The sequence below is a fragment of the Streptomyces sp. NPDC103540 genome (assembly GCF_055584445.1).
Genome location: NZ_JBVJMA010000014.1, coordinates 83,155 through 94,745, shown reverse-complemented (window position 1 = coordinate 94,745; position 11,591 = coordinate 83,155). Strand labels below are relative to the sequence as shown.

At 74.0% G+C, this 11,591-nt stretch carries 8 protein-coding genes; 3 read left to right on the top strand and 5 right to left on the bottom strand.

What is annotated here, in order from left to right; all coding sequences use genetic code 11:
- The first annotated feature begins 439 nt into the window (after positions 1-439).
- Positions 440-3,472: a DNRLRE domain-containing protein gene (locus tag ACZ6ZI_RS29875; RefSeq protein WP_469525924.1), complete on the top strand. Its 3,033-nt coding sequence runs from the start codon at positions 440-442 to the stop codon at positions 3,470-3,472.
- A gap of 201 nt (positions 3,473-3,673) precedes the next feature.
- On the opposite strand, the gene ACZ6ZI_RS29870 is transcribed toward ACZ6ZI_RS29875, so the two are convergent.
- The 3 genes from ACZ6ZI_RS29870 to ACZ6ZI_RS29860 form a co-directional block, all read right to left on the bottom strand.
- Positions 3,674-4,414, bottom strand: a complete 741-nt coding sequence (locus ACZ6ZI_RS29870) for a class I SAM-dependent DNA methyltransferase (RefSeq protein ID WP_469525921.1) — start codon at positions 4,412-4,414, stop codon at positions 3,674-3,676.
- A 174-nt stretch (positions 4,415-4,588) separates the two neighbouring features.
- Positions 4,589-5,269 (bottom strand): response regulator transcription factor, encoded by a 681-nt coding sequence (locus ACZ6ZI_RS29865; protein ID WP_363060237.1) that lies wholly within the window; start codon positions 5,267-5,269, stop codon positions 4,589-4,591.
- Positions 5,266-6,819 (bottom strand): sensor histidine kinase, encoded by a 1,554-nt coding sequence (locus tag ACZ6ZI_RS29860; RefSeq protein ID WP_469525918.1) that lies wholly within the window; start codon positions 6,817-6,819, stop codon positions 5,266-5,268. Before ACZ6ZI_RS29860 ends, ACZ6ZI_RS29865 begins: the two co-directional genes overlap by 4 nt.
- Positions 6,820-6,900: 81 nt before the next feature.
- On the opposite strand from ACZ6ZI_RS29860, the gene ACZ6ZI_RS29855 reads away from it, so the two are divergent.
- Together ACZ6ZI_RS29855 and ACZ6ZI_RS29850 are read left to right on the top strand one after the other, a co-directional pair.
- Positions 6,901-7,848: an AEC family transporter gene (locus ACZ6ZI_RS29855; RefSeq protein ID WP_469525916.1), complete on the top strand. Its 948-nt coding sequence runs from the start codon at positions 6,901-6,903 to the stop codon at positions 7,846-7,848.
- A gap of 83 nt (positions 7,849-7,931) precedes the next feature.
- Positions 7,932-8,327: a hypothetical protein gene (locus ACZ6ZI_RS29850; RefSeq protein WP_363060243.1), complete on the top strand. Its 396-nt coding sequence runs from the start codon at positions 7,932-7,934 to the stop codon at positions 8,325-8,327.
- Here ACZ6ZI_RS29850 and ACZ6ZI_RS29845 read toward each other — a convergent pair.
- A complete protein-coding gene (locus tag ACZ6ZI_RS29845; protein ID WP_469525914.1) occupies positions 8,281-9,753 on the bottom strand; it encodes a hypothetical protein in 1,473 nt (490 codons plus the stop codon). The two genes, ACZ6ZI_RS29850 and ACZ6ZI_RS29845, sit on opposite strands and share 47 nt — an antisense overlap.
- Positions 9,754-10,007: 254 nt before the next feature.
- A complete protein-coding gene (locus ACZ6ZI_RS29840; RefSeq protein ID WP_469525912.1) occupies positions 10,008-11,561 on the bottom strand; it encodes an FAD-binding oxidoreductase in 1,554 nt (517 codons plus the stop codon).
- Positions 11,562-11,591 lie beyond the last annotated feature (30 nt).

The window sequence follows — 11,591 nt, the reverse complement described above, 5'->3', positions numbered from 1 at the left end:
CATAGCTTATGACAAAAGGAATATAAAGGACCGATGGATGGTGTTGCCGCAGGTGACGTCGACCACGCGATGCGTCATGATCTGCTCGCACATTCCATGCGCGAACGCCGGTCGGGGAGCCGGTTCTTCGCGCTGCCCGACTGACGGGCTCATTTGCCTGCGAACACCCAGGGGTGGCGAAAAAACGCTCCCGAGGGGGGAGAGAAACATCGTGTCCGAAAACGAATCCTCGGAAGAGCATTCGCAACAGCCCTTCGAAAAACCTCCTGTTGACGCGGAAAGCGCTCCGCGCCGCTGGTACCGGCGACGCCGGGCCCTGGGTGGCGTCGCCGCTCTGCTCGCGGTTTCCGTAGCGGTTCCCGTCGCGCTCACCCAAGGCGGCGGTCGTACGTCGGCCGAGACCCGTCCCGCGCCCAAGGCGGATACGCCGCAGGGTCCGGTGAACGCCACCGAGGCGCGTCGGCAGGCGAAGGAGAGCGGTCGCGACGTCGAGGTGACCTCGGAGGCGAGCGCGCACACCACGACCTGGGCGCAGCCGAACGGTGTGTTCAAGTTGCGGGTGTCGAGCGTGGCGACCCGTGCGAAGGTCGGTGGTGAGTGGAAGCCGATCGACACCACCCTGGAGCGGGTGGAGGGTGGTTTCGCGCCGAGGGCCGTGAACGGGCGCGTGGTGTTCAGCGCGGGCACCCAGGCGCAGTCCGCCGCCGTCGGTGGGGGTGGGGAGCGGGCTTCTCGGGGCGTTTCTCGCGTGGCGCTGGTGCGTCCGGCCGCGGTGAAGGCGGATGGTCCGGTACCGCAGTGGAGTGATCTCGTACGGCTGAATCTGGACGGTCACGACCTCGTCGTGGGCTGGCCCGGGCCGCTGCCCGCGCCGGTGATTTCCGGCCCGCGGGCGCTGTACGAGAACGTCCGCCCGGGCATCGACCTGGTGATGACCGCTCAGGACGGCGGATACACGCACGTCCTGGTCGTCAAGGACAAGCAGGCGGCCTCCGATCCGCTGCTCGGCCGGTTGGACTACCGCCTCTCCTCCCCGGACCTGACGTTCCACCTCGACGGAGAGTCCCGTTCCGTCAGTGCCCGCGACGCCAAGGGTGAGGAGGTCGCCGGCTCCCCGACCCCGTACATGTGGGACTCGGCGGGCAAGGTCGCCGTCACCGAGGGCGAGCCACAGGCGAAGCCGGCGCCGGAGGCGAAGGACCACCCCACCCTGGCGCTGCCCGGTCTCAACGGGGCGGAGGGCAACCACGCGAAGGCGGCCGGGGCCGAGCTGTCTGCCGAGAACGTCCTGACCGTCAAGCCGAACACGCAGCTGCTGGAGGACGCGGACACTGTCTACCCCGTCTTCATCGACCCCTCCTTCAAGGGTCACAAGCAGAACTGGACCACCCTCTACAAGACGGAGGGCGGCTCGAGCTTCTGGAACGGGCAGAACTACAACAGCGGCTCCGGCACGCCCGAGGCGCGCGTGGGCTACGAGACGACGACGTACGGCACCTCACGGTCGGCGTTCATCTTCGACTTCGGCAGCCAGATCCACGGGACGCAGATCCGCTCGGCGCATCTGCGTGCCCTGCAGACCTACAACTGGGGGTGCGAGGCACGGCCGTTCGACGTCTACCACACTCCGTTGATCACCAGTTCCAGCACGTGGAACAACACCGGCGGCTTCTGGGGCAAGCGGATCGCCGGCGCGACCACCAATCACGGTTCCAAGAGCGCCTGCCCCGACGCCTGGGTCGGCATCGACATCAAGTCCACCGTCGAGGAGGGCGCCCGCGGCGCCTGGCAGAACCTGACCCTGGGCTTCCGTTCCCCCAACGAGAGCGACCCCAGCTACTGGAAGAAGTTCCAGGCGAACGGCGAGAGCGCCCCGTACATCGAGGTCGAGTACAACAAGGCCCCCGACGAGCCCACCCTGGCAGGCATGGACACCGTCCCCGGTGGTCTGTGCGTGACCGACGCCCCGTTCAACAAGGTCGGCAAGTCCGACGTCATGTTCGAGGTCCAGGGCCGCGACGGCGACGGCAACCTGCGCGCCGTCCAGATGCGGATGTGGCGCGTACGGGACGGCAAGGTCCTCTTCGACCAGGAGGTGACCCCCGATAGCTACGGCGTCGCCCGCACCACCCTGAAGTGGGAGCTGTTCACCGCGAACGACGCCTACTCGTGGGCGGCCGTCAGCATCGACCACGACGGCGCCCGCTCGCCCGAGGGCCCGGCCGGCACCGACAAGCCGTGCACCTTCACCGTCGACCACACCCAGCCCACCGCGCCGACCATACGCTCCGAGGACTTCCCCGCCCCCGGCCCCGACGGGGCGGAGTGGAGCAGGAACACCCTCGGGCCCGGCAAGATCACCGTCATCGCGGGCGGCACCAACCCGGCCGACATCCGCGAGTTCCAGTGGTCGCTGAACCACCCCGTCTACGACCAGAAGGCCGTCCCCGCCGCGGGCCAGGACACCGTCACCGTCGACGTGAACCCCGACAACGCGGGCCCGAACATCTTCTACGTCCGCATCGTCAACAAGGCCGGCAACGTCTCGGTCCCCTTCACCTACACCTTCTACGTCCGTCCCCGCCCCGGCCTCGACGGCGCGGGTGACGTCACCGGAGACGGCAAGGCCGACATCCTCGCCGTCGACGGCGCGGGCGACCTGCGCGTCTACCCCGCCGACGCCGTCGGCGACGTCGACGCCTGGATGCCCGCCGCCACCGACAACGGCAAGCCCGCCCCGGCCGGCTACTTCAAGGACGTCAACGGCCGCAGCGCCCTCATCTCGCACTCCACCGACTGGTACCCCGGTGACGGCATCACCGACCTGATCGCCCGCATGCCCGACGGCAAGCTGTACGTCTACCAGGGCGACGGCAACGGCCGCTTCGACATCAGCCGCCGCACCGAGGTCCTCCTGCCGGCAGGCGCGCCCGACCCGGCGACGTTCACGCAGATCGTGGTCGTCCAGGACGTCAACGGAGACAACTCCGAGGAACTCTTCGCCACCGCCGGCGACGCCCTGTGGGTCCTGACCGGCTACAGCGGCGCCACCATCACCGAAGCACGCCAGCTCTCCGCCACCAGCTGGACCTCACGCGACATCGTCAACGTCCGCGACATCACCGGCGACGCAGTACCCGACCTCCTCTTCCGCGACGACTCCAGCCCCGAACGCGGCCTGGCCCTGCGCCGAGGCAAGCCCGGCGCGAACGGTGGCGTCGACCTCAACTCCATCGCCCTCGCCGTCAACTCCGCCGACGGCAAGGACCTCACCTACGCCACCACCGGCTGGGACAGCGCCACCTGGCCCCTCCTGCGCGGCACCCCCGACGTCAACAACGACGGCATCCCCGACATGTACCTGACCCGCAACGACGGCACCCTGCACCTCTACCACGGAGGCCGCAGCACCATCGCCAACGGCTGGCGCGTCGAGGAAGACGACTGGAAGACCTTCCGCACCATCGGATAACCACCACTCCACAAGGCGTTGCCCGGCCCCGAATCACCGCGGCCGGGCAACGTCGTCCATCGGGCACGATCTGCCGCTCGGTGGTGACAGCTCACAGCCCACACAGCGGACCGTGGTGGTGACGTACGCGAACCGGGTCCCCGCCGCAACCCTCGTCCCACTCGGGTAGGGGGTGGAGGAGACGGCGCCCTTCCTCCGGTCTCAGGCCGGCTTGCGCCACACGGAGACGTGCTTGGCGCTGTCCTGGGTGAAGGGGGACCCGTCCCAGTCCGCGACGCGACGTTCGAGCGCGAGCCCGGCGAGCCGCGCCATCAGGTCGAGTTCGGCCGGCCAGGCGTACCGGTGCCGGGAGTTCTCACGGCGGTAGCGGCCGTCGTCGCCGTCGCGCGTGAAGTGGTGCGAGACGAGCACCTGCTCGACGAGGTCGAAGGTGTCGAAGCCGAGATGCCGCTCGGAGACGTCGAACGGCACCGCGACCTGGCCGGGCGGCAGGAACCGCAGCGGCGGCACGCCCAGCTCGACGACGAACCGGCCGCCGGGTTCCAGATGCCGTGCGGCGTTGCGGAAGCACTCGACCTGCTCGTCCTGCGTGAGCAGGTTCGTGATGGTGTTGTAGACGAGGTAGACCAGGCCGAAGGCGCCGGGAACCACGGTGGTGGCCATGTCCCCGATGACCACCGGGAGGACGCCTTCGTCGACCTTGCGCCGCAGCACCGCCGCCATGTGCTCGGACAGTTCGATGCCCACCACCGGCACGCCGCGTTCCCGGAGCGGGATCCCCACCCGTCCCGTTCCGATGGCGAACTCCAGCGCCCGGCCGTCTCCGGCGAGCTCGGTGAGGAAGTCGAGGGTCGGTCCGAGAACGGCGGCCGAGGAGGCCTCGGCCTCCTCGGCGTCGTAGCGGTCGGCGGTCGCGCGGGTCCACAGTTCACTGCTCGTCACGGGTGGACACTCTGCCCGGTCCCGAGTCGCGCTGTCGACGCGATTCTGGTGCTCCGCGGCTCGGCGCGCACCGCCCGCGACCCGGTGTCGCCTTCGGGCGATCGGGAGCCGGCGCCGGACGGGCCCCGACCTCCGGCCGGCGAACCGGGCGGTGGCGATGGTGGTGGCGATGGGTCAGGGGGTGTCGCCCGGGCGGACCAGGCCCGCCTCGTACGCGAAGATCACCGCCTGTGCCCGGTCGCGCAGGTCCAGCTTCCCCAGCACCCGGCCGATGTGCGTCTTCACCGTCTGCTCCGCCAGCACCAGGTGGGCGGCGATCTCCTGGTTCGACAGGCCGCGCGCGATCAGTTCGAGGACCTCGGTCTCGCGGGGCGTCAGCCCGTTCAGGCGCAGCGAGGGGTCCTTGCGCGGCGCCGGACGCTGCCGCACGAAGTCCGCGATCAGCCGGCGGGTCACCGACGGGGCCAGCAGCGCCTCGCCGGACGCGACGATCCGCACGGCGGCGATCAGGTCGGCCGGCGGGGCGTCCTTGAGGAGGAACCCCGAGGCGCCGGCGCGCAGCGCCTCGTAGACGTAGTCGTCGATGTCGAAGGTGGTCAGCATCAGCACCTTCGGCCGGTGCACCACCCCCGGCGGCGGGTCGAGCAGCTCGCGCGCCGCCGAGAGGCCGTCGAGCTCGGGCATCCGTACGTCCATCAACACCACGTCCGGGTGCGCGGTCCGCGAGACCCGCACCCCCTCGCGGCCGTCGGGGGCCTCGCCCACCACGTCGATGTCCGGCTGCGCCGACAGCAGGGCGGCGAACCCCGCCCGCACCATGGCCTGGTCGTCGACGATGATCACGCGGATGGTCAACTCGGTTCCTCGCTCGGGTCGGTGTGCGGGCCAAGGTCCCCGGCGGCCGTGTCCAGGGGCAGTCGGGCCGCCACCCGGAAGCCGCCGTCCGGCAGCGGTCCGGTGTCCAGCGTCCCGCCGGTCAACCGTACGCGTTCGCGCATGCCCACCAGACCGTGCCCGGTCCCCGAGGCCTCCAAGGCCACCACCTCGTCCCGCGCGGGTCCGTTGACCACCAGCACGAGGACCTCCGCCTCCTCGACGGAACGCGTCACCAACACCCGCGTCCGGGCCCCCGGCGCGTGGCGCACCACGTTCGCCAACGCCTCCTGCACGATCCGGTACGCCGACAGGTCCACGGCCGGGGGCACCCCGTCCGCGACCCCCGCCGCCAGGGACGACTCCACCGGCAGCCCCGCCCGTACGGTCGCCTCCACCAGTTGCTGGATCCGGTCGATGCCCGGCTGCGGGGCCCGTTCGCCCGACCCGCCGTCCGCGGCGTCGGACCCGTCGCCGCGCAGCACCGTCAGCAGCCGCCGCATCTCCGCCAGGGACTCGCGCGCGCTCGCCGCGATGGCCGCGAACTCCTCCCGCACCGGCTCCTCCATGCCCGGCAGCCGGTACGGCGCGGAGTCGGCCTGCACCGTGATCACGGACATGTGGTGCGCCACGACGTCGTGCAACTCCCGGGCGATGCGCGCCCGTTCCTCCAACAGGGTGCGCCGCGCCCGTTCCGCCTCGCTGATGCCGCGCTGCTCGACGACGCGCTGGCGGGCGTCGCCCAGACCCCGCAGCGCACCCGTCAACGCCAGGAGCGCGCCGCTCAGCACGAACAGCAGCGCCACGGTGTTGGTCACCCCGGCGGGTTGGAAGAAGCCCAGGACCACGCCGACGGCGCCGGTGGCCAGCCACACCCGCACGAGGGTGCCGATGGACTCGCGCAGCCCCAGACAGATCATCAGCACCTGGTAGCCGACGACCACCATCGGGGTCCACGGCCAGGCGTGGTCGGCCGTCCGGTCCGCGCCGGTCAGCAGCACCGCCCCGAGCACGTCGGCGCCGAGCACCATCGCCCAGGCCGGCACGGGCCGGGTGACGGCCAGCAGCAGCGGCACCGTCTGGGCCACGCCCAGGGCGCCGGCCCAGCCGCCGCCCAGGCCGTAGTCGTCGGTCAGCACCGCGATCGTGACCGGAAGCAGCGTCACGACGAAGAGGGCGACCACCGCGAACGGCAGCAGCCGCTGCCAACGCTTGGGAGCCCGGGCCAACAGCGGCTCCCCGGGCCGGCCGGGCGAGCGCAGCGCGATGGCGAGCTGGGCGAGGGTCCCGGGGCGCTCCGAGGCGTCCGGGCGTTCCGGCCCGGTCCGCCGCTTCGGTCGCTTCGGTCGCGTCGCCCCGGTCGGCCGTTTCGGCCGCCCGGCCCGGTCCGCCGCCCGGTCCGCCGCCCGGTCCGCCGCCCGGGCCTCGCCGGGCTCACCGGCCTCGCCGGGCTCGTCGGAGGCAGGCGCCGCGCGGGACAGACGCGCCCGCAGGGAGGTACGGGTCCGGGAGGCACGCGCTTTCAGGCTCATGATCGGTCCAGCCTATGCGCCGGACGCCCGTTCGCGGCGGACGGATAGGCTGCACGCGGTCGATCAGGGGAGCGGGTACGCATGGGCGGGGCGGCGGCACTCGAGAAGCTGGTGCCGGTCCTGCTGGCGTTCGGCGGCGGCGTCCTGCTCGCCCGCCGCAAGGCCGTCCCGGCCGAGGCCTCCAAGGCCTTCGCCGACTACGCCTTCCTCTTCGCCGTCCCCTGCTACCTCTTCGGCAACATCTACACCGCCGACCTCGGCGCCCTCTTCGACTGGCGCGCCGTCGGCGGCTACGCGGCCGCCGCCGGCCTCGCCGTGCTCCTGGTGGCCCTCGGCGCCGCCGTCCACGGGGTGCGCGACCCCCGGGCCGTCGCCCTGCGCGTGATGGCGGGCGTCCAGGTGAACACCGCCTACTTCGCCGTCCCCGTCTTCATCACCGTCTTCGGCACGGCCGCCCCGATCTTCCCGATCCTGCTGTTCCAGGTCTGCGTCCTGTCCCTCGTCGTCATCGCCGTGATGGAACTGGGCCGCGCCGGCCCCGCCCCGGGCGGGCCCGCCGCCCGCCTCGGCCGGGCCCTGCGCTCCTCCCTCGCCACCCCGCTCGTCCTCGCCTGCAACGCGGGCATCCTGCTCAACCTCCTGACGGTGCCCGTCCCGTCGGTGGCGCTCGACGCCGCCGCCTTCGTCGGCGACAGCGCCTCGCCCGTCGCCCTGTTCGCCCTCGGGCTGCACCTCGGCGCCGTGGGCCTGCGCCTGCGGGGAACCACCCGCGAGGAGATGGCCCTGATCGCCTTCAAGTGCGTGGCCTTCCCGCTGTTGGCCTGGGTCGTGTGCGGGCCCCTGCTCGGCGTCCGGGGCCACTGGCTCGCCTACCTCGTCCTGATCGCGGCCATGCCGACCCCGCAGAACCTGTTCGTCTTCGCCCAGCGCTACGACGTCGGCGTCGACCTCTCCGCGTCGATCGTGATCAAGAGTTCGCTGGTGTCCCTCCTGCTGCTCCCGCTGTGGTTGCAGACCGTGGCGGGGTGAGCCCGCGCGCACGCCCGCGGGACGGCGCGGCGATTCACGGCCCCGGCTCGTTCCTCCGGCGGGCCCCGCTCGTTGACCGGGGCATGGAGCTGCTGCCGACCATCGCGGCGCCGGGCGTCGCCGAACGGGCCGACGCCTCGGCCGACGCCGCCTGCCACCTCTACGACGCCGTCGTGCCCTGGGGCGGCGGCCGCCCCGGCGGGTGGAGCCGTACCGCCGCCGAGGACGCCGCCGAGTCGATCGAGACCACCGCGCACGCCCTCGCCCACATCCACCCCCGCGCCGAGGTCATCCTCGCCCCCGTCCACGCGGCGCTGGCCGATCTGCGCCGCCAGCTGGAGCTCTCGCCACCCGACCCGCTGACCGTCGACGAACTCCCGACGACCCCGCGCACGGTGGGCAACCCGCGCCGCACCCGCTGGGTGCGCGTGCTCACCCCACCCGCGCCCCGGCGACCGCAGCCTGATACAGCTTCCTGACCTCGGCTCCGAAGTAGGAGCTGTACGAGGTGTCCGGCGTCGGCCCGCCGGTCTTCCAGCCCCCGATGACGCCGACGACGTCCCCCGTCCCGCGCTTCGCGTCGTAGCGGACCAGGAAGGGCCCGCCGCTGGTGCCGCCCGGGTAGCCGGTGCAGTTGATGCGCAGGAACGATCCGGGACTCTTCACGTCCTTGCTGGTGAACTTGGTCGTCCGGTTCACGCAGATCCGGGGACGGGCCGCGGAGGACGGGTATCCGATCAGGGTGACCTGCGGGTGCGCGAACGTCGCCCCGGTGACGAGCCGGTTGCCGCCGACGACCTTCTCGACGGCCTTGCCGGAAGAGTTCGGGCCGACCCGCGCGAACGCCACGTCCAGGGTGGCCGCCTTCTCGGCCCCCTGGGTGCGGTACCGCTGGTGGATCCACACCCTGGAGCGGCCGGCGGCGTCGCGCAGCACCGGGAAGAGGCCGTAGGGCTGGGGTTTGGCCCGCGTGTAGCGCGGTACGAAGGCGATCTGACGGGTGTTCGCGCCCAGGAGGCAGTGCGCGGCGCTGATCACCAGGTCGCGGCCGGCGGAGGACACCACGCTCGCGGTGCAGAAATAGGCGCCGGACCCCTTCATCACGAACATCCGGCCTACGGCCGGGACCCCGCCGAAGTCGCGACCGGTGCCCGCGGACGCGGGGAGCGCCGGCGGGCGTACCGGTCGGGGGGCGGGCGACGGGACGCCGGGAGGGGTGGGGGCCGTGCCGGGGGCCGGCGGGGCCGTCGGGGGAGCCGGGACGCCGGGGACCGTGGGTCCGGCGTGGGGCGCGGGGTCGGTCGTCCCCGTCGGGGGCGCGGGGCTCGCGGGGAGGGGGGCGAGGGCGGCGGCCTCGGTGGGCGGCGTCGTGAGCGGGGGCACGGCGGCCGGCCCGGTGCCGGGGCCCGTGCCGGGGCCCGCAGCGGGGGGTGGGGCGGCGGCCGGGGTCGGCGACGACCGCGGTCCGGCCGCCGGGTCCGCCGCCGGGTCCGCCGCCGGGTCCGCCGCCGGGTCCGTGGCGGGCGGCGGGGCGGCCGCCGGGAGGGCCCCCGCGGCCGGGTCCGGGGCGGCGGCGGGATCCGCGGCGGGATCCGCGTCGGGGACGGCTCCCGCGCCCGGTGCGGCGTCCGGGACCGCTCCCGCGGCGGGCGCGGCGACCGGCTCCGGGGCGGGCCCCGCCTGCGCGTCCGCCGCCGGTACGGGCACCGACGCGGGGGTCGGCGGGTCGGGGAGCGGGATCGCGGCGGCCATCCGCTCCGGCGTCCAGAACGCGGCGGCCTCCCGCGCGGTCCAGTGCTCGACGGCCGCCTCCGCACCGCTCGCCCGCGCGACGGGCAGGGAGCCGCCCGGCAGCAGCAGCGCGGTGGCGGCCACGGCGGCCGCCACCATCGACGTGGGTCGCATGTCTGGCTCCAGTTCGGGTCGGGGGACTGGGTCGTGTCTCTTCCGGATCAGATCGGGCCCGCGAGGCCCTGCGCCGTGCCGCGCAGGGCCTCGCAGGCCCGACACCGCGCCGCGCGGCGTCCTCGTCGGTCGCCCGCGCTCCTCGGCGGCGGCCTCCTCGGCAGCGGCGGCCTCGGCGGCGGCCTCCTCGGCCCGCCGGTTCGCCCCGAGGCCCGAGGCCCGAGGCCCGTACGGCCCCGTTCGACGGCCACGGCCTAGACGGCCTGGGGAAAGCGGAAGAGCCGGTCGGGGTCGTGGGTCCGACGGACCTCCTCCAGCCGGGCGAGGTTCGGCCCGTAGTAGGCCTCGCGCCAGCCGGTGAGCAGCGGGTCGGCGTAGTTCTGGTAGGCGCTGCCGCCCGCCCAGGGCCGCAGATCCCGCCAGAGCCCGTCCAACCAGGCCCTGTGCCGGGCCACGTCCGGGGCCGGCGCCGACTCCGGCCAGTAGACGAGGTACTGGGCCAGGAAGGCGCTGTCGCGGTGCGCGAACGCGGTGGCCGTCGCGGGCACCCGGTTCACGGCGCCCCCGCACACCCCGTCGAACTGCACCACCCCGCGCCCGCCGCGCGGTACGGCCCGGGCGTGCCGCGCGACGGCGTCCAGCACGACCTCGATCGCGGCGTCCGGCAACCCGCCCCCGCCCCAGAAGTCGCTGCGCGCGGCGTAGGAGTCACGGGTCAGGGTGCCCCGCGGATCACGGCCGGGCAGGCGCCCCGGCAGCCGACAGGCGGCGGAGTCCGAGCCGGAGCAGCCCGCCATGGCCCGGACGGTGTCCCCGTAGCCGCGTACGACGACCCACGCGTCCCGGGGCTCGCGGGCCACCAGCCCGGTCAGCCGGGCCAGTTCCCGCTCCAGCTCCCCGCGCCCGTCCAGGGACAGGACGCGGACGGCCGGGACCGCGCCCGCGCCCCGCCCCCGCCCCTGCCCGGAGCCGGAGCCGGAGCCGGACTCGGAGGTGAACTCCACCTGGCTCCAGAACGGGTCCGGCAGCCCGGCCAGCCACCGCTGCCAGCCGCGCAGCACCGCCGGGGAGTCGCCGCCGGACCAGTGCAGCTCCGCGAACGCGGCCTCGGACACCGGGTGGGTACGGAAGCGGAACTCCGTCACCACCCCGAAGTTGCCGCCCCCGCCACCGCGCAGCGCCCAGTACAGGGCGGGGTCGTGGCCCGCGTCGACCTCGCGCACCACCGCGTCGGCGGTGACCACGCGGGCGCCGGTGAGCCGGTCGGAGGTGGTCCCGTGGGCCCGGGAGGCGATCCCGAGGCCGCCGCCGAGGGCCAACCCGGCGATGCCGACCGAGGGGCACAGCCCGGCGGGCAGGCCCAGGCCGCGTCCGGCGAGGGCCCCGTGCACGTCGGCCAACCGGGCCCCCGCGCCGACCCGTACGCCGTCCCCCTCGACCGTCACCCCGGCCATGGCCCCGGTGTCGATCACGAGCCCGGCCTCCACGGTGGACCAGCCCGGGTAGCTGTGGCCGCCGCCGCGCGGAACGACGGGGACGGCGGCGCGGCGGGCGAACTCCAGGCAGACGGCCACGTCCCCGGCGTGCGCGGGATAGGCCACGGCCCCGGGCCGGACGGAGTCGTAGCGGGGCTGGAAGAGCCTGCGGGCCTCCGGGTAGTCCCGGTCGGCCGGGAGCACGACGCGGCCGTCGACCGCGCGGGCGAGCGCGCCGAAGTCGGCGGCGGAGCGGGCGCGCGCCCCGGTGGTGAGCAGGGCGGCGGCGCCCGCTCCGGCTCCGGCGAGGAACCTGCGGCGGGGAAGGCTCATCCTTCCTTCCTGCCACCGCCCGGCCCGATC

Excerpts from the sequence above, each read along its gene's own strand:
- ACZ6ZI_RS29860 (WP_469525918.1), bottom strand. The coding sequence starts at position 6,819 with ATGAGCCTGAAAGCGCGTGCCTCCCGGACCCGTACCTCCCTGCGGGCG.
- ACZ6ZI_RS29855 (WP_469525916.1), top strand. The coding sequence starts at position 6,901 with ATGGGCGGGGCGGCGGCACTCGAGAAGCTGGTGCCGGTCCTGCTGGCG.
- ACZ6ZI_RS29850 (WP_363060243.1), top strand. The coding sequence starts at position 7,932 with ATGGAGCTGCTGCCGACCATCGCGGCGCCGGGCGTCGCCGAACGGGCC.
- ACZ6ZI_RS29845 (WP_469525914.1), bottom strand. The coding sequence starts at position 9,753 with ATGCGACCCACGTCGATGGTGGCGGCCGCCGTGGCCGCCACCGCGCTG.
- ACZ6ZI_RS29840 (WP_469525912.1), bottom strand. The coding sequence starts at position 11,561 with ATGAGCCTTCCCCGCCGCAGGTTCCTCGCCGGAGCCGGAGCGGGCGCC.